The following is a 26,062-nucleotide window of genomic DNA, read 5'->3' as shown; positions in this document are numbered from 1 at the left end:
TGAAGCACGTTTTGACGTGCAGCGGCCCGCGCGTTCCGGTGCCGGATGGACGCAGGATCCCCCTCTGCAAGTCGCTTGATGCCCAACGCAGCTGAAAAGTACAACAGCGGCATCTTTATTATACTTTCACTACGCTAAAGTATAATAATCTCGCAGACTGTGTACGTTTCTCCGGCGAATGGAGGTTTCATGGGCTGGCCACCCCATCGCTTCGAGACCCGCGCGTGGAACCCACGACACCGGCAGGGCTCACGGGCCGACCGCACTCTAGCTGAGATCGAAGTTTCGATTCCGCCTCGGATCGCCGACCTTCCATACGCACCCGCAGGCCGCGTCGCACGAGCACACGAAGACGCGATCATCGCGATAGTGCGACTCGAGGCGGGCTTCGGTCAGCACTTGGCACCGCTGGCGGACTTCCTGATGCGAAGCGAGTCCGTGGCTTCTTCGAAGATCGAGCACATTGATGCGGGCTGGCGAGCCTTCGGCAAAGCGGTTGCCGGCGGGAAGGCCAGCGACGAGGCCAAGGCACAACTGGCTGCGGTCCGCACGCTGGCAGCACTTGTCGCCGCAGCCTCTGAGGGGCCGATCCGCCTCGAGTCCATCCTCGAAGCACACCGACTGCTGATGGCTCCCGACTACTACACGGCCCGAGACTCGGGCACGCTCCGGACCGTCCAGAACTGGATCGGCGGCAGCGACTACACCCCGATCGACGCGATGTTCGTGCCACCCCCACCAGAACTGGTCGTCGAACTGATGGACGACCTCATCCTCTTCCTAGACCGCAGTGACTTGCCGATTCTCGCGCAGGCCGCCATCGCGCACGCGCAATTCGAATCGATTCATCCGTTCACCGACGGCAACGGCCGGATCGGACGCGCTCTCATCAGCGCCGCCCTGAGGCGGCGCGGCCTCACCCAGCGGGTCACCGTCCCGTTGGCGTCGGCAATGCTTGCGAATACAGAGCGCTACTTCGGACAGCTCAACGGTTACCGCGAAGGCGGTGTCGACCAATTCGTGGAGTATATGGCGATCGCGACGATTCATTCGTGCGAGGCAGCACACGAATCCGCCCGCGCCCTCGCCGAGCTTCCCACGCGGTGGCGCGCCATCGCCAAGCCCCGAGCCAACTCGGCGGATGAAGCGGTACTCGCCGCGTTGCTCGACACGCCGATTCTCAATGCCGATGCCGCACAGGCGATTACCGGAACCACCGAAGCCAGCGTCTACCGCGCCCTTGGCAGATTGACCGACGTCGGCATCCTGGAGGTCTTGTCGGAGAACAAACGTCACCGGATCTGGGCCGCATCCGATGTATTGGCCGAGCTGGACGCGCTCAGCGCAGCCATCGGAAGGCGAAGCCAAGTAACTGGCTGACGCTACAGCGATGTCGGCTCCGATCCGCTTCTGTTCGATCTTGCGAAGAACTGCCGCTCGCATTGCATTGGGGGCCAGAGGATCTCGTTCGAGCATGGGAGTGAATCTCGATCCGAATCGGTCTGTTGAGCCGAGCGGACGCCCGGATAATCTGCGTCCACGACTCGAGGATGCCGAGCGGTGCGAACGGAATCGACTCAACGGACGGGCGGAACTTTTCGCGGAGCGCGATCTTGCAAGCCGGTAGGAGTGGTTGCGAGGTAGTCGCGAGGTAATTGCCCATGCCCGCTCCGAGTTGTCAGGGGCACAAGCGTGGATACAGAGTTCCGGTAATCGGATCGAGACCAAGTTGGTCTCGTTACTGCAAAATACTAATTTGTGGTCCAAATCACGTTTGTTAGCAAAATGCCTGGTAGTGGCGTTGATAGGTATAGCCGATCGGCGCTTACAAGATCGCTTATCCGGATCATTAACTGACTGTTTGCCGTGCGTTAACCAGCCGTGATCAAGCTGAGATCAGGTCTGAGAGGGACCTGGGAAACAGCTCCACAGCCCACGGCTTGTTTCTCTTCGGGTACGGCAGCGGCACCGACGGGCATCGCCCCCGAGTCGTGCACCGCGTCGCGCCGCCAGGAATTCGAACCCTGGCCTTCACAACGAAATCCGAAAACCGCACACGAGCCGAGATGGCGAACACCTTACCTGGTGCCCGCCGTGGATCCGCGCTGGGTTTTCCCGGCCGGATCGCCGCACGAACAAGGAACTGATTTCTCGATGTCTGACGCACGCCTTTCTTTTCTCCGCCGCCCGTCCCTTCGTAAGGGCGCTGCCCTCGCCGCCACCGTCGGCGTGATCGCCGTCGGCTTCTCCGCCGGTGTGGCGGTGGCCGACGACAGCGCTCCGGCGCCCGTTACGCCGGTCGCCGCGCCGTTCGACCTCCCGGCTCTGCCGGGACTGCCCGCGCTGCCCGAACTGCCCGCGTTGCCGGGGCTGCCCGCGCCCGCGCCCGAGGGTCTCGCGCCCGCGCCGCCGCAGGTCTACGAGAACAACCTCGACGGCTGGATCCGCCAGTCCCTCGACGTCATGCGCCTGCACGGCATTCCGGGGAGCTACGAGGGCATCCACCGCAACATCATGCGCGAATCCGGCGGCAACCCCAAGGCCATCAACCTGTCGGACTCCAACGCCGCCAAAGGCACCCCCTCCAAGGGCCTGCTCCAGGTGATCGACCCGACCTTCAACGCCTACCACGTCGACGGCACCGCCTTCGACATCTGGGACCCGGTCGCCAACATCACCGCCGCCTGCAACTACGCGGCTCATCGGTACGGCTCGATGGACAACGTCAACGGGGCCTACTGAGCCTCGAACTCGGATCCGGCAAGCGCCTCCTCGTCTCCTCGACGCGGAGGCGCTGCCGTTTCCGGGTGCGACCGCACCACCGCGGCACCGCTGTTTCAGCCCTGTCCCCACGACTCGGGCTGGACTTCCTCGACGCGGAGGCCGTCGACGCTTGCGGACAGCTTTGCGGGGCCGGGCTCAGCCGACTACTTCACGAAGTCGCGCACGCCCTCGAAAACCGTCGACGAGGACAGCAGCGCGATATGGCCGAGGCACGCCGTCTGGGTGTTGGTGGCACCGCTGAGAATCGTGCTCTGATCGGGGTTGATGATCTCATCGCACGGCGACCACCAGGTGCCGTAGTTCACCCGGCCGGGGGTTTCGTCGGTGCTGTTGAGTTCGGCGAGGAAGGCTGAGCCGGGCCGCATCTCCGCGCAGGAGGCGTCGAAGCATCCGTTGGCGACGTCGGTGCCGTGATTGGGGCCGGCGATGGAGACCCAGTCGTCGACGAAATTCAGGCCGTCCAGCTTCTTCAGGTACCAGCGACTGTTGAGGCCGCCCATCGAGTGGGAGATGATGTCGACCTTGGCGGCACCGGTTTTCGCGCGCAGCGCATCGGCCTGCGCTTTCACCTGTAGTGCGATGTCCTTGTTCGACTGGGTGGTGTCGTAGCTGAATCGTGCCATCTCTTCTGCGGAGTATCCCGCGTCGCGGAATCTGCTCCACATGTAATCCCAGTCCGCCGCCGATCCGTGCCAGCCGTGGACGAAAAGGATCGGATCTCGCGCCGGCGCCGCAGCCGCCTGTGGCGTGGCGATGCCGAGTGCGGCCGTAGCCGTCGTGACCAGGGTGATTGCGGCCATTCGTAGGCGGCGCGTGATCGATGTGATGCGCATGACTTGACTCCGATCTGCTCGCTGCACTGCGAGCAGACAGAAGGTAGCGCCTCGAAGCTCATCCGGGGGCATTGTGAGACTTGGTTGTTTCAACTCGTCGCCGAGTCCTTGGATCTGTCGCGACATTCCGCGAAGAAGGTCCCGGGCGAAGCTACGCCGCGCCGACGAGCTGGCAGCAGAGGGCAGGCCGGGAGAGGAGTCCAGAGCCTCGAACCCGTGCCCGTTGAAGTCGCGGGCCGCCTACCGTCCATACGATTCCGAATACTCACGTCAGCCCGGCAACGAATCCGACCGGCTGATGCTTGTGCCGACGCCATCACCACCGCCCGCTGAATCCGGACCAGCCGCTTGCCGCGCAGCGGGATATGGGCCAGCTTGCGGCTGCCACCCCGGACCGTGGGTACCGCATCAAATTCCGGACGCGGCACCAGGGACGGCGCACCGCGCCAAGACCCACCTTCGAGCTAGACCTCGATGCGGCGAGTCCTGGTTCGCGCTTCCCACGAGCTGGTCGATGCCGACTAATGGATACGAGGTATCAGACTTGTGCCGCGCGCCGGGCCAAGAAATCTCGAACCTCTGGAACCCGGGAATGACCGCGAACCTTATTCGCGATGGCATCGATGCGTTGATGCAGGCGGGTGGACGCGAGTCCGGCGATGGTGTCGTAGTTTTCGGCGAGCAGTGAGCATGCTCGTGCGACGTCACCGGACGTGGTGAAGTTCTCCGCGAGATGGACCTGCCACGCGGCGCGCTCCCTGGGCCATGCCGATGAACTTTCGATCGCGGCTTGCAGGTTGGATGTCGCCTGCGAGTGCTCGCCGAGCCGCATCTGCGCCCAGCCGATGCCACCGACGAATTCGCCTTCCGGCAGGTAGACCCAATCCGGGTCGTGCCCACGAGTCGATTCGAATGCACGGTGCGCCCGGCTGATCGCCGCCGTCATCGCGGACTTGTCACCGCGTACCCCGTGAGCTTCGGCCTCCCTGATCGCCATCAACGCACGCAGTTTCGGACCACCCTCGCGGAGCGATGCCCGCACCCCGGCCTGTGCGTATTGCACGGCAAGAGGATTGCCCTTCGCGTCGTCTCCGGGACGACTCGCCATCAGAAAGCTGGCGTTCCCCAGCGCATGCGCCGCAGCGATCCCGTCACCGGCCGCATTGGCGGCGTTCGCGGCGTCCGCGTAATACCGCCGAGCATCGTCGAGACGCCCGGCGTCGTAGTGCACCCACCCGGCGGCGGTCATCATCTCGGCGGCGGCGCTGGTGAGCGCCCGACCAACCGCCTCGGTGTAACTCCCCTGGTCGAGAAGCTGCTCGACATAGCGGACCTGATTGGCCGCCACCCGGCACAAACGGTCGCCGCCGACCACCAGATCCAGTTCGTGGATCTGATTCACGCTGTCGATGATCGCTTCGACATCGCTCGCGCCGACTTTCCCTGCGGACGCCGACGCGGCGTTCGCGGCGGCGGAAACCGACATCATGGCGGCCCCCGCGCTTACTGATGCCCCTGCTTTGAAGAAGTTGCGACGGTCCACATCTGCCTCCCGGTCCGACTCCACTACCAGTATGGCAAGCGGAACGTCCAGTGCACGGGCTACGAGCCGCAGGACCCGGACGTCGTGCGAGGCCGGGCCGCCGCGCTCCAGACCCGAGACGGCGGGCTGCGAGAAGTTGATGCGCGCGCCCAATTCCGTCTGCGTCATGCCGACGGATTTCCTGATGCGCCGAATCACTTCGCCCGTGGTCATGTACATGGCCGAGCCCCCCGATCGTTGGTCGAATTTCCCTACAGCTTTTACCCCGAAAGCGATTGCACCGGCAGGATATACGGCTCTTCGCATAGCCGGAACGGAAACCGCGATCCGTGCTCCCACCTCGGTGTTCGCGCGACCTACGTTCGGTCGCGGGTGCCCGGTACCGGGGTGACGCCGCACTCTGCGCGGCGCACCAGCTCGCCAGAGTGGCGGGCCGGTGGCGACAGCCCCCGGTACCGGGCATCGGTCGATCCGCGAGACAGAGAGGTTTCCCGTGTCCACGCATTCCCTCGCCATGTACCAGCTCATCGCCCTGTGTGACGCGGCCGCCCACCAAGCGCCGATGCGGCCGCTCAGCATCCGCCAGGCCGCCCATGAGGTGATGCAGATCCATGTGGCTTGCCGCGCGAAACACTGCGCACGCAAAGCGGCGGCGCGACAGGTGCTGGTCGACAGCGGACGGATGGTGCCGGACCCGAGCAGGCCGCAGTGACGGCAGCTGCTCCCGGGCCGCCGAACCGGCGCCGCCACATCCAAATCGAAACCGGTCCGCTGCGCCTGGACTACCAGGCGAGCGCCGAACAGGCCGAAAGCGTCGCACGCGCACTGGCGCAACGGTTCCCGGAAATCACGGTGACTGTGGACGACGACCTGGACGACGATCTCCCGCACCTTCCTTGCGCACAGCTGTGGGACTGATCGCTCCGCGCCGCCACCCCTTCATCCTCGAAATGCGAACGGAGACTGCAACGATGCGATCTGCCCAACTCGAACAAGGCCGACTCCACCCCGGTTCGTGCTGACGGAGCGGCCATGAATACCGATCCCGCCTCCGATCCCACACTCACCCGCTGCCAGCGCTACCGGCACGTCTACGGCCTGCCGTGCTACGTACACCAGGAAACTCGGCGAATCACCCTGCGCGCGGGAGACGTAGGCGCGGTCACCGTGCCCGAACAGCTCGGCAGAATGGTCCACTCCGACCTCGCCGGGCAATACTTGCTCGGCCCCGTCATCGCACACGGCTCCGGACGCTGGACGATCCTCGTCCGCCCCGACGACACCCACCAGCTCGCCAACGACACCGACATCTTCGTCGCACTGCTGCGCGCCTCCGCGACGATCGTCCCCGACGGCGGCGAGATCCTGCTGCCCTCCCCCGCCGACGAACGAACTGGATACCGCCGGTGGGTCGTCGCACCACGCGACGCGTTCCGCCCGCACATCAGCACCGTCGTCCAGTCGATCATCATCTGCGCGGACCGAACTGCACACCACCACTATGGGTTCCAAAAACCCGACCAGCCGCGAGAACACCCCTAGCAACACCCACTCACCTGCGCGCCCGTCGATCAGATGACGCAACGACCCGAAGCTCCTGATCCGAACGAACCGAATCCGGTGGAACCGGAGACCCTGTATATGCGTCATAGACTTCAGGGACGACTTTGACGGCCCGGATCGGGAGGCTTCGTGGGACGACGGACGACGGCGACAGTTGTAGCACTCGCTGGGGTGGCGCTGGTCGCTTCGGGGTGTGATTCGGGCACGAACGGGACTGCCACGCCCAGCACGATCGATACCTCGGCGGCCACGGCCGCCCTGTGGGATCCGTGCACGCAAGTATCGGATCAGGTACTTCAGAAAATCGGCGTGGGCCCGTCGACGAGAGAGTCCGGGGTGGGCGGCGTCGAAGAGCCCGGTTGGAAGCACTGTAACTGGAGCAATGCCGACTTCACACTCGGCATCTGGTCGACAATTCATTCCGTGGACGACTTCAGGAGGAAGGAAGGAAATATCGACTTCACCGATATTTCCGTCGGCGACCGAAACGGCGTTCAGTACCGTCGAGCGAAGGACAAGTTCGATGAAGACTGCGACCTGGTCTTTCCCGCAAGCCATGGCGCACTGAGTATCACGATTTACAACCATGCCTCATCGAAGAATGTGATCGCGCCATGCACCAGGGCGATGAAAGCCGCTGAGACTCTAGTCCCGATATTTCCGCGCTGACCAAGGAGATCATCTATGGCTATGGAAGAGGAGGTATCGCGCTGGCGATACCTCGCTGACGAAGCGAAGGCTGGCCGCCTCTACCTGGACCGCTCGGTTGCGAAAGCATGCTGGGATGCCTGCGATCGTCAGATCCAGCTCTACAACTCTCTCCGCACGAACCTGAAGGATGTCGAGATGGTCACGGGCCTCGGCAAGTTCGACTGCTCCATCGATCTAGCGAACATGCTGGGGGCCAAGGCAATCGGCGGCGACGGGGATGTGGACTCCGCACTCAAAGAGCACATCGAAGTACTGACCCTGATGCGTGATACGATCCAGATTTCCGTGGACCGCATCGGCGCGACGGACGACTCCAATGCGCAAGACACGAGCAATCTGCTGAACTGACCGGGGGATAATCATGGGCCTGCCGTTCTTGGTAGCGATTGGCGCCGCGCTGTACGAGCAGTCGAAATCCGGCCCGCCGGACAGCGGTTCGCGCGATGAGAGCCCCGACGCGGCCATCGCGCGGAACCGCATCACCGAAATCATGCGCGCCGGTAGTGATTTGCAGACCCAGTCGCCGAAAGTTCCGGAGAGCGCGTACAAGAACCCGGACGGCATGGACGATCTCTATCAACGCGTGCAGGCGATGTCGATCGATGGAGTCGTCGCGCTGCACCAGCGGTGGGAGTCCATTCGCAACCGGCTCGAGCAGGGTTTGCAAGGTTTCGCCCCGGAGATCGGCAAGGCCATGGAAGGCAAATGGGAGGGGGCGGCGGCGAAGGCCGCGGCGGACGGGATCAAGGAATATGTCGACAAGTCCGGCGGACTGATCAGTTCGGTGCAGATCGTCGCCGAGAAGGTGAAGATCATCCGGTCGGGTATCGAGGTCACCCGGCCCGCCGTGCAAGAAGCACCCGCCCATACGTGGACCAGCGACGTCGCGAGTTGGGTGCCGGGCCCGACCTGGAAGCTGAACCAACATCGCGAGGACGCCGCGCACGACGCGTCCGTGAACGTCGTCAAGAACGTCTTCTACCCTGCCGTCCGGGAAGCCGATACCGGCGTTCCACTGGTGCCCAAGCCGTACAACCCGGTGCACAATTCGAGCGATCAGCCGTACACGCCGAACAACGGCTGGCAGCCGTCGTCGTCCGGCACCGGCACCGGCACCGCCGGCAAAGCCACCACGGCGGACCCAGCACAGCAACCAGGCACCGAGAACACGCCGGAGACCACCGTCCCGTCCAGCACGAATCCTGTTGCCGAGCAGGAAAGCACGACCGAACAGAGCGCGACCACACCCGCGAGCACGAACCCGTCGACCCAACCGGCGAGCACCAATCCCGGAACCGATCCATCGCTGACCCGCCCCGGAACACCGAGTCCCGGATCTCCCGGCACGCACAGCCCGGGCACACTCAACCCGAACGCTCCCGGCCTCGGCGCTCCCGCACCGGGTCGCAGCATCAACGGTGTCCCGGGCGGCGTTCCCGCCGCCGCTTCCGCGCGGCCCGGCACCGGTCGGCCGGGAGCGAGCGGCATGCCGGGCATGATGGCGCCGGGCGCTCGCGGCAAGGGCGACGACGACAAGGAGCACCAGACGAAGGACTACCTGGTGAACCAGCGCAACGGTGAGGAACTCACCGGTCTCGGTGCGGAGAACAGTGTGAAGTCGGTGCCACCGGTGATCGGCGAATGAGCCGGACCGGTCTCGACGCCACGCCACCACGCGCGCGGTCCATGACGAAGGAGCCGGTTGCATGAGCCGACGGGACTGGTCGTTCACCGCGCTCGGCTTCACGGTGCTGTGGCGGGCCGTCGAGCGCGACGTGCTGCCATACCCCTTGCAGTACCGATCCACGGCGGAGACCGTCGCCGATTACGAGTCGGAGTGGAAGTCCGAAGCCGCCGGACTGCACCGCCGCCTCGACGAGTCCCTGTACAGCGCTCTGCGTGTGCTGGCCGAACCCGAGGCACGCATCGAGATGGCGGGATTCAGCGGGGAGGACAAACTGCGCGTCCACGCGGCCGTCCATTATCGGCATGCCGTGCTGCTGGTACAGGAGCCCACCGCATCGCCGGATCGCGGTGGAGCCGTGCACATGTCACTGATCGCTGCGGAGAGCGTGAGCCGTCGGGTCATCGACCACCTACCCGACGCCGCACGCGGCAGCGGCCCCGGCATCGAGATCTCCCGGCACGAACTCGACGCCGAGGACGAGGAACCGTACCGCGTGGGCGCACCGGCCCCGCCCCGCGCCCGAGCCGAGCAGTTCTTCGAACGCCCCCGCACCACCATCGCCCACGTCGCGGTCTACGCGGGCCCGGCCTGGGACAACCGCCCGGCGCCCGCCCGCGGCTTCCACGTGATGGACTACCCCGACGGCCGCTACCTCGTCCGCAGCGGAACCACCATCAAGGCCGTCCCCGCCGACACCACGGAAGTGCGAACCCAACTCGACCGGGTCGTACACGCAACGGTCGCGGCCTTCCGCGAGGAAAACGATCCCAGCTACACCTGACCCACCTAGCCGGGACCAGGCGCGCCAGAGAAAGTAGCCAACGATCCAGCGCCGCAAACGCACCGGAGTCCACCAGCCCGATTCTCCGGACAAGACCTTGATTTCGGTGGCAGGCCTTGTTCGATGGCCTACGTGTGGTGTACCGGCTCAGCGACGACCGGATCGTCGAACCCGGCTGAGCGGGGAGACGACCAGAGGCCGAGAGGTCCTGCACAAGTCGATCGGGACCACGCCGCCGAGCGGGGACAGCGGGCTGCTTCACTCTACAGCCCGCGCACCGGACACAAGAGCTGCTGCAACCACTGCACGTCGACCAGCCCCCGCGGAACTGTAGTTCAATCCGATGACGCGGGCATTACTCACGCCACGTATGTACTCACCCCCGGAAGAACGCGCCCGGCTCCACAACGGCCGCCGAATCAACCCGCCACGGTGACCGTGACTTCGCGTGTGGCCCCAGCGAGGGATCGCCCGCCGCAACGACGCCATCGCTCGGAGCAAGTTCGTCCAGGATGCGGGAAAGGGCCACCACAGCGGCAGGCGCTTCGATGACTCGGCCGAGAATGTTCACCATTACCGCCGCGATCACTCGGGCGAAGCAAGCCGAAGACGACCCACCGGTGCGAGTCCAGCTGGGTCCGGAGCTTGCGGGGCACTCGCGCCTGGCGAGAGGTGGCGGGGTGCTGTGGTCGATGAGCGACGTACGCTGCCCCACAGACGATTTCGGCATCAACCGCAGTGCCTGTTGCGCCACGTAGTCGCCACGCGAACGGCCCATCAGCCCGACAACGGCCCATCGATGCAGGTCACACCGCTACTCCCGCCAGTGACAACAAACACAGCGCCGGGTGAACATAACCTTGCCCTATGCCTCGCTGGAGTACGCACCGACGGAAGCCGGCGGAGGTGGGACGGCTGGCACGAGTCGGCGGGGATCCCGAATCATTCTCGGCAGCAACACTTTCCAGATCGATAACCAGATCGATCACTGCCGCCGCGAGTGGGCCCGGCGCATCGTCGAACGCGCACAACCAAGCACCGCCGCAGCCGCGAGTACATCCGGGCGCACTCGCGCCGAAGAGTGAATCCGATTCGCAGACCACGGCAATGGCTATGCCTCCGCTGCCACAACCACGTCAGGACGACGAGCCGCACCGGCTGCATCATTCGGGCGCGGCCGCTTTCGTCGGACTCTGCGTCGGCGTGGTGCTCCTGCTGGTGTCGGGGTGTCTGCTGGTGAATCACCCGACGGGGACGTCGGCGTCATCCACGGCGCTGCGCACCAGCGCACCGAGCACTCCGGCACCTACGTCCACCGTGCGAACGACCGCGCCGGTAGCCGCTCCCCCGCCCGTCCGGACGGGCATCGGTGTCACCTTCGGAAAGGTCGTGGCCAATGACGGCACGACATTGGTGGTCAGAAACGCGTTCACCAGCAGCAGCGTCAAAGTCCGCGCCGACGCCAACACCAAGGTGAACGTCCTGGTTGCCAAACAGGCGACGGACATCCGCGTCGGCGCTATCGTCGCCGTCTACGGACGGCAGTATCCCGATCACACGATCGTCGCGGAGTTCATCACCGGCATTTCGATCGGGGCCCCGACCCGGTGAGCACGGGCGTACGCGGATCGCCGCGTCAATCACGCCCGCGCAACGCCGCTTCCACCGCCGCGTCGTCGACCGGCTCGGTCTGTCCCCACACGTCTCGCGCCAGCCGCAGCTTTCCGCACATGCTGGCCACCAACGCCGCCTCAGCCGCCGCGTCGGCCCCGCCCTGCCCGATTGCTTTGCGGTAGCGAACCGCATCGACGACGACCGATTTGACCCGCTCGTGTGCGAGGTAGGTCCGCAGGTCGCGACGCCACTGCCCGATCGCGGCCTCGGGCTCGGCGGCGACCCACGCGGCGAGGAACGCCTCTTGCTCTTCCGGCAGGTAGCCCATCTTGTGCAGATGCGTGGCCACGTCGTAGACCGGATCGCCGTACAACGCGAATTCCCAATCCAGGAATACGACCCGATCGTTTCGCACGATCATGTTCTTCCGGTGCACGTCGGCATGCAGCATTCGAAAAGGCCTGGCCTCGAGCGTGTCCCACGCCGCGAGGATGTGCTCGAGCGGCTGATCGGGCACACCCAAGCGGCGGTACAGCTCGCCGAACTCCGCACTGCTGTCACGGTGCACGCGGGCGGTGACGGCGGACAATCGGCGCGCGAACCCAGCGGGTTCGTCACCCCAGTCCGGCTCGACCGGCGGCAGTAGATCTCGGGGGATGCGCCGAAGTTCCCCGAACAGCGCCGCCACATCAGCCGGTACATGAGCCGGAACTCGGACCCCGCGCGGCGCGATGTGATCCAGCAGGTCGCCGTCGATGTAGTCGTGGATCTGATAGGCGGGGTGAACCGATTCCCAGCGCAGTCTCGGCGCCGCGGCGACGAAGGGCTCGATCGCGATCAGCACCGCGGGTTCGGGCCATTGCCGCAGGTCCATCACATCGGCGCCGGCTACCGGAATCCGCACGTTCACCGCACCGGCGACGCCGTCGACGCGGACGTTGTGGTTGTAGTACCCCGCGGCCGACTGCGATCGGGACAGCGCTTCGACGTACATCGCCTCGGCGTCGACACCGATCACCCGGGCGATCACGCGTGCGGCGTCGCGGTCCAATCCCGATCCGGGCGTCGGCGGCTGAATGCGCGACCGCGCGGCCGCCGCGGCTTCGGAGATGTCGGGTTCGGTCCAGCCGTACAGCGCCAGGACCGCTCGCGCGACGAGGACCAGCCCCGGATAGACGTTCGCCCCCTGGAATTCCGCGATGGCCCAGCGGGCACTGCGGACGGCATCGTCGCGCCTCCCGCGGCGCGCGAAGACCCCCGCGCGGAACAGTTCGGCCCTGGCCCGACCGGAGCGGTACCCGGCCTGCTCGAGAATCTCGCACGCTTCGGCGAGCGCGTGCTCGGCGGCATCCAGCTCCCCGAGCGACAACCGCGCCAGACCCAATGCGGTGTAGGCCTTTCCGAGTTCGTGCAACGCGCCGAGTTCACGCTGCCGCACGATCGCCGCTCCGGCGGCCTCGATCGCCCGGGCCGGGTCCGTGAGCGCCAAGAGTTCCGCCAGGTTCGTCGCGACATTCGCCTGTCCGACAACGCTGCCCGCGGCTCGATAATGGGTGTCGGCCTCCGTCAGATACCGGGCGGCGCGTTCGGTGTCGAACGCCAATCGGTAGGCGAGATGACGCAACCGGGCGATGTCGCCGAGGAACTCGTGGTCGTCCTCCGCCATCGCGACGAGTTCCTCGCACATGCTCAGCGCCTGACCGAATCGGCCCTGGCACATGTGCAAATCGGCCGCCCACTGCCCCGCGACGAGCCGGGCCCGCCCCGATCCGCGCGACCACACGTCGTGATAGATGGCCAACGCGTCGTCGGTGTCGCCGAGTATGCGGCGTGCGTTCGCCGCGGCGACTGCCAACCGCTCCGCGATCGGGCCGGTCCGGTCCAAAGCGACCTCCCGGGTGAGCCGATCGGCTTGTTTGGCGTCGCCGAGCAGCACCGCCGCTTCCGCTTCCAGGCACCGCGTGAGTTCCGACAGTTCCGCCATACCTGTCAGGTTCTCATGCGGATCGCTCAGATAGCGGTCCAGATCGCTGATCACTCCGCCGATGCCCTGGCTGCCACCCGCCGCCTCGATCCGGTCGACGTATCCCAGCAACGTCACCGCGGACAGCAGCCCGGACCGGACACCGTGATATCCCGCCTCCCGCAAGGCCGCGACCCGGCCGAGCGACCGTTCGGCGCGTGCGAACCACAGGTCGTGCAGCACCCCGTGCAGAGTGCGCCGGACGTCCGGGTCCAAACGCCACTGCAACGCGTCCACCATCAATTGGTGCAGCTGGAAGCGCTCACCCTCGTCGTTCTCGTCCGCCGCGTACACGAACGAGTACGCGACCAGGGACTTCCACGCGGCGATGTGGTGCGGTAGCTCGAACTGCCGGGCGACCGCGGTGAAGATCTCCCGATCGAAGGTGCGCGGCAGGCCCAGCAGTTCCAGCATGCGAACTTCGTCGGGGCGCACGTGCTGGAGGAAACGCTCGAGAATCGTTTCCGGAGACACCAATTCGGCGGGCGTCACCCAGCCCGCGCGGGTACGGGCATCGATGGCCAGATGCAGATAGAACGGGACACCCGCGCTCGAAGCGGCGATCGCCGCGCGCTCGTCGGGATCCTCGATGCCGGAGGAGTCGAGCAATTCGAAGCGGGCGTCCATCGGCAGGTCGTCGACGGGCACGGCCCGGATGCGGGCCGACCACTCCGAGTCGTGCCGCTCCCAGCCCAGCGGCTCGCGGCTGGCGATCACCACCAACCCGGTGTCCAGCTGCGCGACCACATCGCGTAGCCAGGCATCGGACGCCGCCGCGCGGCCTTCACGATCGGCGCCGCCTATCAGCGCTTCGTAGGCGTCCAGGAAGACCACATACGGTTTCCCCTCCGTCCCGCTCTTCAGATCCTCCGCGAACAGGTAGGAGACGGCTTCTTCCAGGCCCGCGAGACTCAACCGGTCGAGTTCCCCGAGGACCGGATCGTGGCGGATCCGGTGGGTGCGGATCACCTTGCGAGCGCCGAGTTCGAGCAACCGGGTCGCGGTGCCGAAGACCGGGATGCCGGTGGCGTCGTTGAGGATCTCGGTCAGGATCTCGCTGTGCTCGGCGAGCGCGAGCGCGTCCGAGGTCAGGCGCAGATGCGGGTGCATGCGCTGCCACAACACCGCGCGGGCGATGTCGAAGCGGTGGAACTTGATCTTCTGCGCGCCGAACTGCATGCGCAGCACGGCGAGTCCGTCCGCGGCCTGGCGATGACTCGGAACCTGCAGGTCGAGCACCGCCGCCGGGTGTTTCTTGCCGACCCGCGCCCGCAGTTCGGTGACCAGCCGGGACTTGCCGATCCCGCCGACACCGCCGAGCAGCATGACGCGGGGATGCCCGGCGGCCTCGGCGAGCAGTTCGTCGAACCGTGTCAGCACCGGCGCGCGGTCGACGAACGGACGGCTGGTCGATCCCGGCTGGAACCGCGCGGTCAACACCATGGCGTACCCCCTCCTCACGAGCCCGGCACGATTGTGCCAGAGCCGGCCGCCGGCGATCTCGCACGCGCCGTCGAATGTCGGTGCCTCTTGCTAACTTTCGTCTCGTTCTGATCTGACGAAAACAGGCGAGGCGCTATGACTATCGGGGGAACCACCTATCTCGAACTGTCCGAGGACAGTGGTACCGCGCACAAGTTCTACGAGGTGATCGTCGCGGGTACGCAAGTGAGCGTCCGCTTCGGTCGCATCGGGGAACAAGGGCAGACGAAGGTGAGTTCGTTCGCCTCCGAGGAGAAGGCGCAGGCGGCCGCGTCGAAGAAGATCGGCGAGAAGGTGCGCAAGGGCTACGCGCCCGCCGTGCTGGGCGCGCGGGCCAGGCGTCCGGTGACCAGGCGCGCGATCAGCAGCGGCCGCTCCACGGCGAAGGCAGCGCCCGTGTTGTGGAGTTTCGACTCCGGCGCCGCCGCCTTCGGCATCTTCGTCGACGAGCGCCGCTGCTGGGTCGGCAACGAGAGCGGCGACGTGTTCACCCTGACTCCCGACGGTGTGGTCACCGGCCGGTACCGCCTGCCGGATTCGGTCAAGTGCATCGTGGCCGACGACTTCTGGATCTACGCCGGCTGCGACGACGGGCGCGTCTACGACCTGTCGGGCAAGGTGCCTCGGGCGGCCTACGACATCGCGGCCGATGTCGACATCTACTGGCTCGACATCCACGACGGCATCCTCGGCGTCTCCGACCGCCAAGGCGGGATCACCGTGATCGACTACGAGGAGGAGTCGCTGTGGACGCGGCGCAGCACCGGCGATTCGGGCTGGATGGTGCGCATCGACGCGAACGGCGTCTACCACGGGCATTCCGCCGGCGTCACCAAGTACGACCTGGACAGCGGAAGCACCCTGTGGCAAATGGGCACCGGCGGCGGCGTCCTGTTCGGCTGGCAGGAATCCGACGCCGTCTACGCGGGCACCGCCCGTAACCAGGTCCGCATGGTGGCCAAGAGCGGCCGGGCCGAGCGCGTCTATCAGTGCGACGCCGCGGTCTTCTCCTGCGCCACCTCGCCCGACGGCCGGTATGTCTTCGCCGGCGACAACTACTCCTCGGTGTACTGCTTCGACGCCGCCGGGAACCGCGTGTGGAAGCTCGCCACCGGCTGCGGCTCGGCGTATTCCATGCAGTACCACGACGAGAAGCTGTACTTGGTCACCACGACCGGCACGCTGGCCTGTCTCGATGTCGGCGACGCCGCCATCCGCGACGCCGAGCAGGGTGTGCTGCCCGAAACGGTGTCGGTGAAGGCTCCCGAGATCTCGGCGGTGGTGCCCAGCGACACCGTCGAGATCACCTCCGAAGCGGGTAGCGGAATCGTCGTGGAGTGCGTGAGCCAGGGCAGTTCGCTGCGCGTGCGAGTCGTCTCGCCTGGATATCACCAGGGGTGGAATGTGCAGTTCCCCAAGGATATTCGTCTGGCTGGGGCTCGTTACGTGGTCGACGGCATAGCGGAGTCGGCGCGCGGCGGCTTCTACCGCGTCCGTGGGGACATCCGCCGGTTGTCCTGAGCGGCAGACGTTCCCGATGGAGCGTTCCTCGCACGTCGGCGCGAGATGTGCGAGGGACGTCCCTGATGGGAACACGGCTGTTCGGTGGTCCTGGCACACTGACAAAAGCGCTATCGAACAGGGGGGGGGCTCGATGAGGGGACGATTCACATCGTTGTGTGCGGTCGCCGTGGCGCTGACGACGGTGGCCGCGCTGCTGGCCGGATGCGCATCGGACGAGCGCGAGGAACGAGGCTTTCCAACCGAGGCAGCCGAGCGGATCGACCGCATCGTGCGGCCGCAAATGGACGCGCGGCTGGCCCCCGGGGTACTGGTCGCGGTGCACGACCCGAAACGGGGGTCCTTCGTCAGGGCTTACGGCACAGCGGATCTCGCGACGGGTCGTCCGATGGACGTAGCGGATCATGTCCGGATCGGGAGTATCACCAAGACGTTCACCGCGACCGCGGTGCTGCGCGCGGCCGACGAGGGCAAACTCTCGTTGGACGACGTGCTGGAACGATATGTGCCGGGAGTGCCCAACGGCGGCACCATCACTCTCCGCGACCTGCTCGGCATGCAGGGCGGCGTCTGGGATCTCCGGGACTATCCGGCCTTCGCCGAACAGTTCGACGCGGAGCCTACGGCATCCGAATGGCACGAGGGCGACCGGTTACGCGCGATCATCGCTCAGCCGGAGCGGGCGAAGCCACCGCGTACCCGCGTGGAGTACTCGAACTCCGAGTTCTACCTGCTGGGTCTGGTGCTCGAGAAGGTCTTCGGGAAGCCGGTGCCCCAAGTCATCGGTGAAGTCGTCGCCGCGCACGGGTTGCGCGCCACGACGTATCCCACCGACGCCACCATGCCCGCGCCTGAGAGTCGCGGGTACTCCTACTTCGACGAAGCGCCCACCGACGTCACCGCGCGGACCACCCCGGCGCTCTTCGGTGCGGCGGGCACGATGGTGTCCACTATCTCCGACCTGGCCGACTACGCCCGCATGCTGGGCCGCGGCGATCTGCTGAAACCGGAGACCTTCCGGGCCAGGACCCAGTTCGCCGGAAACCTGCGCTACGGACTCGGCATGGTGGAGTCCGGCCGCTGGCTCGGCCACAGCGGCGCGGTGCTGGGCTACACCACCCACATGGGCTATCTCCCCGAGCAGGACGTCAGCGTCACCGTCGCGGTCAACGAATTCACTTCTCCACCCCTGCTCGGGGTGACCGCCTCGGTCATCTGGTTCGGCATCGCCCGTCAGCTGTATCCGGGCACGGTGCCCGACGCCCCGGCGAACACCCAGCCCGATCCACCGGCGCCCACGGTCACCGATCTCGACAATCGACTACGACAGACGCTGGACCCGGCGGTTCCCACGGAGCGGAAACCGCTGCGGATCGCGGACGACGACAAGGACCCGGAGTTGATCACCCGGGTCGCTCAGGCCTTCACCTCGATCACCACGACGGTCGGCAAAGTGACCGGCGCGGGCGGTTACCTCCTCGCGACCGTCGTTCTCGCCGGACCGAACGGCCGCCGTCCGACGATCGTGCCGTTCGTCTCGCGCGACGGCTCCTGGCGTATCGACCGGTACTGGGCGTGCGAGAACATCGCCGGGACCGGGCCGCCCTCGCCCGCCTGCGAATGACCGGCTCCGTGCCCTGATCTGCCGATTCGTCGACGGAACGCAACGCCCGGTGGGAAGGTGGATGTACGGCAGGTGTCGGGCGAAGGAGCGAGACACATGGTGGACAAGACCAACGGAGCTGCCGCGGGCGACGGCGGCGTGATGACGGCGGACCGCCCCGAGCAGATTCGCAACGTGGTCCTGGTCGGGCACAGCGGGTCGGGAAAGACCACGCTGGTCGACGCCATGGCGCTCACCGCGCGGGCGGTCAATCGCGCCGGGCGGGTCGAGGACGGCACCTCGCTGTCGGACTACGACGAGATCGAGCATCGCCAGCACCGGTCCGTGCAGCTGTCGGTGGTGCCGGTGGCGTGGGGCGGCATGAAGATCAACCTGATCGATACGCCCGGATACGCGGACTTCGTCGGCGAACTGCGGGCAGGGCTGCGCGCGGCGGATGCGGCGCTGTTCGTCATCTCGGCGGCCGAGGGCGTAGACGGGATCGCCGGAGCGACCAGGGCGCTGTGGGAGGAGTGCGCCGCGGTCGGGATGCCGCGTGCGATCGTGATCACCCATCTGGACACGGCGCGTGACGAGTACGACGTGATGACCGAGGCCTGCCGCACCGTGCTGGGCGGCGGCTCGTCGGAGAGCATCCTGCCGCTGCACCTGCCCGTGTACGGCCCGAAGAATCCGGACGGTCACCGGCCGGTCACCGGCATGGTGGAGCTGCTGCCGCACTGCGTGGGCGACTACTCCTCCGGCGAGGAGGTCCAGGGCGACCCTTCGCCCGATCAGGCGCCCGCGCTGGAGGAGGCGCGCAATCGCCTCATCGAGGGCATCATCGCGGAAAGCGAAGACGAGAGCCTGATGGAGCGCTACCTCGACGGCGAGGAGATCAGCCTGGCCACGCTGGTCGCCGACCTGGAGCGCGCGGTCGCGCGGGGCAGCTTCCATCCGGTGCTGTTCGCCGCGCCCGCGCCCGAAGGGGCGAAGCAGGGCCTCGGCACGGTGGAACTCCTCGACCTGATCACCGGCGGCTTTCCGACGCCGGTCGAGCACCCCATCACCGCCGCCAACGGCGCGCAGCCGCATCCGCTGCGCTGCGACCCGGACGGCGAGCTGGCCGCCGAGGTCATCCGCACCGCGTCCGACCCGTACGTCGGGCGAGTCTGCATGGTCCGCGTCTTCTCCGGCACCTTGCACGCCGACGACACGGTGCACGTCAGCGGGCACGGCCTGGAGGATCGCGGCCACGAGAGCCACGAGCTGGACGAGCGGGTCGGCGCGATCTCGGCTCCGTTCGGCAAACAGCAACGCCCGCTACGCCAGGCCATCGCGGGCGACATCGCCTACGTCACCAAACTCGGTCACGCCGAAACCGGCGACACCCTCTCGTCCACCGACAGCCCCTTGCGGATCGAGCCGTGGCCGATGCCCGATCCCCTGCTGCCCATCGCCATCAGCGCGCACAGCAAAGCCGACGAGGACAAACTGTCGCAGAGCCTCGCCCGGCTCGCCGCCGAGGACCCGGCGCTGCGGCTGGAGCACAATGCGCAAACCCACCAGCTGGTGCTGTGGTGCCTCGGCGAAGCGCACCGCGACGTAGCGTTGGAACGATTGCGGACCCGGTTCGGCGTACAGGTGGACGTGACCGATCACCAGGTGGCGTTGCGAGAGACTCTCGCGGGCAAGGCGACCGGGCGCGGCAGGCATGTGAAGCAGTCCGGCGGACACGGCCAGTACGCCGTGTGCGAGATCGAAGTCGAACCGCTACCCGAAGGGTCCGGGATCGAGTTCGTGGACAAGGTGGTCGGCGGAGTGGTCCCGCGCCAGTTCATTCCATCGGTGGAGAAGGGCGTCCGCGCGCAAGCCAACCGCGGATTGACCGCCGGATATCCGCTCGTGGACGTGCGCGTCACCCTGTTCGACGGCAAGGCCCATTCCGTCGACTCCTCCGACGCCGCCTTCCAGACCGCGGGCGCCCTCGCCCTGCGTGAGGCAGCGGCGGCCGCGGGAATCAGAGTGCTGGAGCCTCTCGCCGAGGTCTGGGTGCTGGTCACCGACGAATACGTCGGACCGGTGCTGAGCGACCTGTCCAGCCGCCGCGGTCGCGTCCTCGGCACCGAGCCGCACGGCGCCGGGCGCACCCGGATCCACGCCGAAGTCCCCGAGCTGGAACTCAGCCGCTACGCCATCGACCTGCGCTCGATCTCCCACGGCACCGGCGATTTCACCCGTAGGTACGCGCGCCACGAACCGATGCCGAACCAGGTCGCCGCCTCGGTGCGGGGCGAAAAGGCACGCGCATAGCGACATTCGGCCGACTTCCCAACAGCTGTTGATCTTGGTCTGGCCGGGTACAGTTGGGCTCGTATTCGAGCCTTGGTAGGTGGAGAAATGGAAAAGGACCCCAGGCGCTGCGTCGTGCTGGTGCCGGTACACGACTACATCGAACCCGGTTGCGCAGAGGGCCTGGCGGAACTCGAACGGCGCGGCTACCCGGTCTGGCGCATCTACGGTTGCTCCGCGATCGACCAAGCTCGCAGCCAGATCGCCACCGATGCGTTGGCGCAAGGTTTCGAAGAGTTGATGTGGATCGATGCGGATGTGCGCTTCCACCCGGATGCGGTGGACACGTTGCGGTCCCACGATCTGCCGGTTGTCTGCGGAATCTACGCCAAGAAAATGACACGCGAACTGGTGTGCAGTCTTCTGCCCGGTACCGAGAAGATAATTTTCGGCGACGGCGGCGGCACAGTGGAAATCCGGTATGCGGCCGGCGGGTTCCTGCTCACCCGACGCGACGTCTACGAGAAGATCGTGGAGAAGGAAGAACTGCCCGTCTGCAACCTGCAGTTCGGGCGTGCCAATGTGCCGTACTTTCTGCCGATGATCGTCCCGGACGGCGAGAACCAGTGGTACCTGGGTGAGGACTACGCGTTCTCCGAACGCGCTCGGCGCAGCGGCTTCAGCATCTATGCCGACACCCGGATCCGGCTGGAGCACATCGGCAAGTACGGATTCACTTGGGAGGACGCGGGTAGCGGCAAAAACCGCTATAGCAGTTACGAATTCAGTTTCAGGCAGAGATCCACGGATACCGACGCGGAGAAAACTGCCGAGCAGGCCCGCTAACGGTAATAGTCGAGTTCAGGATGTGCCATCCCGAGGAGTCGGTGACCCGTCGGCGAAGGCGAACTCATCGGGACCGGCTGGATATAACCTTATCGAGGACTCGTCCCGCGGCACCCCGATGCGTTGCGCCGTACCCAGAACGGACGATCCATCGGCGTCACCGAGAACGCGAGCCAGCCCGGGCCGGGAAGCGGACCCGCCAGGCGCAGGGGCCGACCGCAGCCTGCTCGACAGTGCCTGTCGCCATTCCGGCACCCGGTCGTACTGATGCACGATCGGGTACAGCATGCCGGTGGAGGTGCGCACGGAGTCCCCGACCAAGCTCGGCTCGGGCTCCAAGAGGAACGGACGCAAAGTACCGATCTTGCCCGGGTCCGCGAAGGTACCGGCCTGGCAGGCGAACCCGTCCTCGGACGGCACGAACTGCATCGCGGACCGATACGGTTCCATATCGAGCAGCAGGTTGTATCCGCTCTGATCGGCTATCGAGACCCCGGACGACGCCGCGACCAAGGAGATGGCCAAGCACAGATCAGCCATCACACCCGCCTCCCCCGCGAGCACTCCGACATTGCAGACCGGCTTCGACCACAGGCGCTGGACATGTGCCGGGAAACTTCGTTGCAGATTGTCCCGGTTCCACTTCTCATCGGAGTACCGCAACCCCTCGCTGACTGCAAGAAAGGGGCGTCGAAGGTGGTTTTCCAACCACGTGATCGGGTCAGACTGGAAATACACGTCGCGGACATCGGTGACGACGGCGAATCGGAGGGAAGGCGCGAACATACGCAGCACCTGAGCGATGTCTTGGAATCGCCCGTTGTACACGCTGTCCGGAGGCGGCATCCGTACGGCGTACAGCCCCAGCGCTTCCAGGTTCTCGGCGATGGCGTCGCCGCGGTCATCGCGGTCGTACACGATGACCGCCCCCACACCGGCGAAACCGCTCGCGACGAGACTCCTGGCCCACGGCTCGACGTCCGGCCACTCGTAACCGGCCGCCGCTCCTATGACGATGTCCTTTTTCGCGGCCATACCTTCCAGTCGCTCAGGTCTGTTGCGGTGGTGGCGGCACGGGCGGCGGCGAGGTGGGCGGCGCCTGGCTCGTGGTCGGCGGCGGTGCCGCAGCCGTAGCACCGAGGTCTGCATTGCCGGTGTCCAAACCGGTCGGGTGGATGTAGCCCGTGGAGACACCGTACTTGTCTTCCAGCGGTGGATGCTTGGGATCGAAAGGAATGAGATTGCCGTTATCCAGGACAAAGAATTGATTTTGTTCCCTGACAATCAGCGCACTGTGTCTCTCCCATTGAAGAATATCACCCGTATTGAGCGCCTCAAGATTATTCACCACCCGAGGCGGATGTTCCGCCGACAACTCCCCCGCAGTTCCCTTATACGCGGATACGGCATCTATCGCGACATTCTGCCCCTGCTCGGTCAAAGCCTTCGCCACCGGCTGCGATGCATGCACAGTCTTATCGCCGATCTGGACATCCGCCATTGTGCCCGGCGTCGTCACCGGCGGCGGACTGCCCGCATAGGCCGGGGCCGTCACACCGGTAGGCGATGTCTGAGCAGCCTGTTGGGCGTTGGCCGTTTGAGCGGCGCGGCGCTCCTCCCTTGCGTGTTCCCGTTCTCGTTGCCGTTCCTCACGCGAGTCCCGGTCGTCGTTGTACCTATCGTCTCCGGCCTGCTGAGTACGGGGCTGGTTCATTTGTCCCAAGGCATTCATGAGCGCCATCTGGCCCATCATGTCGTTCATGTTGTTACCCGTATTGGCAGCCGGCGTGGTGTAGGCGGCGGGTGTGGCCGTGCCGGTGCCCGTGCCGGTCCCGGTGCCGGTCGGCATCGACGCGTAGACCGGCGAACCGAGATCCGAGCTCGAAGCGGTGCCACCCGTACCGCTGCCCAGGGTGGGCTGGGTGCTGTCGACCGAACCGGTAGGGTCCGTGGTCGACCCGAGCAGGTCGTCGTACGTGGAGCTGAAGTCCTGGCTCGTGCTGACCGGCTGAGTGGTGGTGCCCTGGGACGACGCGGGAGGCGTATACGGAGGGGTGTACGGGGGGGCGGCCGTCTGGCCGGCGCTGGTGTGCTGGGTAGCTGGGCTGTTAGCGGGGCTGGACGCCGAACCCGAGCCAGAGCTCGAACCAGAGCCCGAACCGGACCCGGACCCCGAGCCCGAACCGGACCCGGACCCCGAGCCCGACCCGGATCCCGAGCCCGACCCGGAACCGGAGCCGATCGGGAACGGAAGCTGCGCGGCCCTATCCGCGTATGCGATCACCTGATCGGTGCAGAATTTCACCGCATCTCGGATCAGACCGTAAAGCGGCGCCTCCTCGGCAACATTTTGTATGCCGTCATCCGTGTAAATTTTCGACCCACCCGGATGATTTCCCGCGACACCGTCGTTGAGCTTGTCCCAGATCTTGTCGTGGGTGTCCTGGATCTTGTTGTACATACTGCGGTAGTACGAGTAATTGGTGCGAGAAAGCTCCTCGGTCGCCTGCTCGAACTTGAGGTCCCCACTCTGCCACTGGTCCGCCAGGCCGTTGAGGTAGAAAACAGCTGAATTGTAGGCGTCTTCGGTGTAGCCCGAGCCGTGACCACGATGCTCGAGTTGCTGAATGAAGGAGTCGGCGAGATTGTCGTCGCGCCAGTTGTCGTCCTTGCCTTTTTCGGGGGAAATCAGGAATTTGGGTTTCTCGGGCTTCCCACTGCCCATCTGAGCCATGAGATAGAGCAGCTGAGAATTGGCTACGTCGATGAACGCCTTGAGTTCGGGGGAGACTTTTCCCGGCGGCGTTCTGATTTCCAGTTTGAAATCTGAAATCTTCTTGCCGTCGGTGATGTCGTTCTCGTCGGCGTCCTGCCCCAGGAACTTTCGTTTGGCGACATCGGCAGGAAGCTCATCGAACCAGACGATGTTGCCGTCCGCCGGGCGATTGCCGTCCCAATTGTCGCCGACTTTGTCTTTGACGGCGATCAACTGTCCGTCGTTCGTCAGAACATATTGCCCGACCCCGTCGTCTTCATCATCCCAGTCATCGGTGGCTGCGCCACCTTCGTGTTTTTTGTCGCCGGGCTCCGATACCGCATGGATTTCATTGTCATCCTTGTCGTGGAGCTCGAGCCTGGTCTCGCTGCCGGATCCCTCCTGATCCTCGAATCTGATCTGGTTGGCGTCGCTACCTTTTTCGCCGGATGTATGAATGACATTGCCGGTGGGAACATGTTCGATGACCATCTGGCCATCGCGCATACCCATCCGGTATTGCTTGTTCTGGGAATAGAGCCATTCCCCCTCTTTGATTCTCTGTTCCCGATTGAGGATGCCACCGTCGATATCACCCATCAGTTCAACCCCCGATCACCCACGTGACACCGAACTGTTCGCGAGCCGGGAACAGCCATTCCACATCCTCCTACCCGGATACCTACGCCTCATACATTCGGGTTGGTCCTGCGCACGTACGCGCCGCCATCGATATCCGAGATCTCGAAGGTGTCCCCGGCCGTCGTCGAGTGGTCACCGGTAGCGTATCGCCCATCGCCCAGAGCGGTATAACCGTTGCTACTCTCAGTGACGTACTTCTGGGTGAACACTTTGTACGCATTGGCTGCCTTACCGAAGATCCGCTCGATCTCGCCGGCCGCGAAATCGGGATCTCTATCGGCCCGTTCGTAGGCGGGAGCGCTGGCAGCGCGGTTGGCGTTACCCAGCCTGCGCAGCTCATGCGGATCTTGAGCAAATTCCTTGACCATATCGACGAACTCTCCATTCCCACCGGCTCCCCCCATTCTCGGGCATCCCCATCACTGGGGACTCCAGGGCCGGAGGGTTGAGGCTGGACACCGACGCAACCGCGAAAGTCCAGTTCCGCCGAGTTCGCGATCAGAGGTCTCGAGCGAACTCCGTCTTCTCCATGAGGTTGTAGTCGGCCTCGGTCGGCAACTCCAACGAGTCCGCGAAATGGGGCAATCCGCCCCGGTACAGCAGCTCGGCGCGTCGGCCCACCCGAGATTTCTGGTGAGCCAGCCGAGCGACGCGCAGGACCTCCTCGGCGAGCCAGCTGTCGGGATGCTCGAGCACTTCATCGCCGAGATGCAGACCGACGATCATGCCGCTGCGGTCGCAGGCCACCCCGACCGAATAGTCCGGGTTGAACACCTCGTAGATCAAATTACGCCAATCGGGCGCGGCTTCCGCTCCCGCGACGTCCGACGTATCCAGCTCTGTCACGGCATCACTCCTGGGTAGCGTCGACCGCACCGGCGAGTCAGGGCTGCGGCCACGGTACCTTCGGCAGGGTCGTTTCCTTGACGGCGATCTTGTGCTGCCGTAGGGCATCGACAGTACTGTCCCGGATCGCAGCCATAAGGTCGGCGGCGATCTCCTGGCCGCTCGCGGCGCTGGCGACCGTCCCGGGCGCGATGTACAGAGCGGTCAGCCTGCCCATCCCGTCCACTTCCGGAATCACTCGAGAACTGGGCGAAGGGCGCCGGGCGCGGATGCGATCGACCCGTTCCAGCATGTCATCGATGGTGTTCACCACCGCACGACCGCTTTCCACCGCCGATATCGTTTCCGGGTGCATATCGCGGGGCCAGATGTCCGCCACGATCACACCCCCTCGGACAGGTGACCAGCCGTCTTCTCGCCAACAATGAATGGCTCGGAGACCGCCCGAACAGGCGCGTCCGGCAGCGAAGGCGTCGGACGCGAACTCGGATCGGCGCTCAACTCTCTACGCATGCCACCTCCACCCGCAAAGTTTA

23 protein-coding genes are annotated in these 26,062 nt (G+C 65.6%); 14 read left to right on the top strand and 9 right to left on the bottom strand.

Features of this window, described 5'->3' with window-relative positions; all coding sequences use genetic code 11:
* The first annotated feature begins 189 nt into the window (after positions 1-189).
* Both ACWESM_RS20130 and ACWESM_RS20125 read left to right on the top strand, forming a co-directional pair.
* Positions 190-1,380, top strand: coding sequence for a Fic family protein (locus ACWESM_RS20130; RefSeq protein WP_452493048.1), 1,191 nt, complete (start codon positions 190-192; stop codon positions 1,378-1,380).
* 774 nt (positions 1,381-2,154) lie between these two features.
* Positions 2,155-2,742 (top strand): transglycosylase SLT domain-containing protein, encoded by a 588-nt coding sequence (locus tag ACWESM_RS20125; RefSeq protein ID WP_355072881.1) that lies wholly within the window; start codon positions 2,155-2,157, stop codon positions 2,740-2,742.
* Between the two features lie 185 nt (positions 2,743-2,927).
* Here the strand turns inward: ACWESM_RS20125 and ACWESM_RS20120 are convergent, their stop codons facing one another.
* Complete coding sequence (locus ACWESM_RS20120; RefSeq protein ID WP_452493046.1) at positions 2,928-3,617, bottom strand: esterase/lipase family protein; 690 nt, start codon at positions 3,615-3,617, stop codon at positions 2,928-2,930.
* A gap of 538 nt (positions 3,618-4,155) precedes the next feature.
* Complete coding sequence (locus tag ACWESM_RS20115) at positions 4,156-5,499, bottom strand: helix-turn-helix domain-containing protein (protein WP_452493044.1); 1,344 nt, start codon at positions 5,497-5,499, stop codon at positions 4,156-4,158.
* 154 nt (positions 5,500-5,653) lie between these two features.
* On the opposite strand from ACWESM_RS20115, the gene ACWESM_RS20110 reads away from it, so the two are divergent.
* The 7 genes from ACWESM_RS20110 to ACWESM_RS20080 all read left to right on the top strand — a co-directional run bounded on the left by ACWESM_RS20110 (position 5,654) and on the right by ACWESM_RS20080 (position 9,902).
* Positions 5,654-5,872, top strand: coding sequence for a hypothetical protein (locus ACWESM_RS20110; RefSeq protein WP_452493042.1), 219 nt, complete (start codon positions 5,654-5,656; stop codon positions 5,870-5,872).
* On the top strand, positions 5,869-6,078 hold the full coding sequence (locus ACWESM_RS20105) for a hypothetical protein (protein ID WP_364427856.1): 210 nt from the start codon (positions 5,869-5,871) through the stop codon (positions 6,076-6,078). The genes ACWESM_RS20110 and ACWESM_RS20105 overlap by 4 nt, the downstream gene beginning before the upstream one ends.
* 114 nt (positions 6,079-6,192) lie before the next feature.
* Positions 6,193-6,702, top strand: coding sequence for a DNA-directed RNA polymerase subunit beta (locus ACWESM_RS20100; RefSeq protein ID WP_452493040.1), 510 nt, complete (start codon positions 6,193-6,195; stop codon positions 6,700-6,702).
* Between the two features lie 192 nt (positions 6,703-6,894).
* The gene (locus ACWESM_RS20095) at positions 6,895-7,392 is read left to right on the top strand and encodes a DUF3558 domain-containing protein (RefSeq protein WP_364427850.1); all 498 of its coding nucleotides are present in this window, start codon (positions 6,895-6,897) and stop codon (positions 7,390-7,392) included.
* Between the two features lie 15 nt (positions 7,393-7,407).
* The gene (locus ACWESM_RS20090) at positions 7,408-7,782 is read left to right on the top strand and encodes a hypothetical protein (RefSeq protein WP_364427847.1); all 375 of its coding nucleotides are present in this window, start codon (positions 7,408-7,410) and stop codon (positions 7,780-7,782) included.
* A gap of 13 nt (positions 7,783-7,795) precedes the next feature.
* Positions 7,796-9,079 (top strand): hypothetical protein, encoded by a 1,284-nt coding sequence (locus ACWESM_RS20085; protein WP_364427844.1) that lies wholly within the window; start codon positions 7,796-7,798, stop codon positions 9,077-9,079.
* A 61-nt stretch (positions 9,080-9,140) separates the two neighbouring features.
* On the top strand, positions 9,141-9,902 hold the full coding sequence (locus ACWESM_RS20080; RefSeq protein ID WP_364427841.1) for an ESX secretion-associated protein EspG: 762 nt from the start codon (positions 9,141-9,143) through the stop codon (positions 9,900-9,902).
* A 1,241-nt stretch (positions 9,903-11,143) separates the two neighbouring features.
* Here the strand turns inward: ACWESM_RS20080 and ACWESM_RS20075 are convergent.
* A complete protein-coding gene (locus ACWESM_RS20075; protein WP_397281584.1) occupies positions 11,144-11,269 on the bottom strand; it encodes a hypothetical protein in 126 nt (41 codons plus the stop codon).
* 22 nt (positions 11,270-11,291) lie between these two features.
* On the opposite strand from ACWESM_RS20075, the gene ACWESM_RS20070 reads away from it, so the two are divergent.
* Positions 11,292-11,513, top strand: a complete 222-nt coding sequence (locus ACWESM_RS20070; protein WP_355072857.1) for a hypothetical protein — start codon at positions 11,292-11,294, stop codon at positions 11,511-11,513.
* A 25-nt stretch (positions 11,514-11,538) separates the two neighbouring features.
* On the opposite strand, the gene ACWESM_RS20065 is transcribed toward ACWESM_RS20070, so the two are convergent.
* Entirely contained in the window at positions 11,539-14,982 is a 3,444-nt protein-coding gene (locus ACWESM_RS20065) for a phosphotransferase (RefSeq protein WP_452493037.1), read from the bottom strand.
* A gap of 135 nt (positions 14,983-15,117) precedes the next feature.
* Here ACWESM_RS20065 and ACWESM_RS20060 point away from each other — a divergent pair, with 135 nt between their 5' ends.
* From ACWESM_RS20060 to ACWESM_RS20045, 4 genes are all read left to right on the top strand, one after another.
* Positions 15,118-16,542: a WGR domain-containing protein gene (locus ACWESM_RS20060; protein WP_452493035.1), complete on the top strand. Its 1,425-nt coding sequence runs from the start codon at positions 15,118-15,120 to the stop codon at positions 16,540-16,542.
* 133 nt (positions 16,543-16,675) lie between these two features.
* Positions 16,676-18,166, top strand: a complete 1,491-nt coding sequence (locus tag ACWESM_RS20055) for a serine hydrolase domain-containing protein (protein WP_364427829.1) — start codon at positions 16,676-16,678, stop codon at positions 18,164-18,166.
* A gap of 96 nt (positions 18,167-18,262) precedes the next feature.
* Positions 18,263-20,458, top strand: coding sequence for an elongation factor G-like protein EF-G2 (locus ACWESM_RS20050; RefSeq protein WP_356965107.1), 2,196 nt, complete (start codon positions 18,263-18,265; stop codon positions 20,456-20,458).
* A gap of 87 nt (positions 20,459-20,545) precedes the next feature.
* Entirely contained in the window at positions 20,546-21,283 is a 738-nt protein-coding gene (locus ACWESM_RS20045) for a hypothetical protein (protein ID WP_452493033.1), read from the top strand.
* 15 nt (positions 21,284-21,298) lie between these two features.
* On the opposite strand, the gene ACWESM_RS20040 is transcribed toward ACWESM_RS20045, so the two are convergent.
* The 5 genes from ACWESM_RS20040 to ACWESM_RS20020 all read right to left on the bottom strand — a co-directional run bounded on the left by ACWESM_RS20040 (position 21,299) and on the right by ACWESM_RS20020 (position 25,857).
* The gene (locus ACWESM_RS20040) at positions 21,299-22,318 is read right to left on the bottom strand and encodes a hypothetical protein (protein WP_452493031.1); all 1,020 of its coding nucleotides are present in this window, start codon (positions 22,316-22,318) and stop codon (positions 21,299-21,301) included.
* A 13-nt stretch (positions 22,319-22,331) separates the two neighbouring features.
* Positions 22,332-24,638 (bottom strand): hypothetical protein, encoded by a 2,307-nt coding sequence (locus tag ACWESM_RS20035; RefSeq protein WP_355072843.1) that lies wholly within the window; start codon positions 24,636-24,638, stop codon positions 22,332-22,334.
* Positions 24,639-24,727: 89 nt separating this feature from the next.
* A complete protein-coding gene (locus tag ACWESM_RS20030; protein ID WP_039796979.1) occupies positions 24,728-25,048 on the bottom strand; it encodes a hypothetical protein in 321 nt (106 codons plus the stop codon).
* Between the two features lie 130 nt (positions 25,049-25,178).
* Positions 25,179-25,526: a hypothetical protein gene (locus tag ACWESM_RS20025; protein WP_452493028.1), complete on the bottom strand. Its 348-nt coding sequence runs from the start codon at positions 25,524-25,526 to the stop codon at positions 25,179-25,181.
* 37 nt (positions 25,527-25,563) lie between these two features.
* Positions 25,564-25,857 carry a hypothetical protein gene (locus tag ACWESM_RS20020; protein ID WP_355072841.1) on the bottom strand — a complete coding sequence of 98 codons (294 nt, stop codon included), beginning with the start codon at positions 25,855-25,857 and terminating at the stop codon, positions 25,564-25,566.
* Positions 25,858-26,062 lie beyond the last annotated feature (205 nt).

The organism is Nocardia sp. NPDC003999 (genome assembly GCF_053604885.1).
Note: the sequence above shows the minus strand (reverse complement) of the source record. Positions and strands in the feature narration are given on the sequence as shown.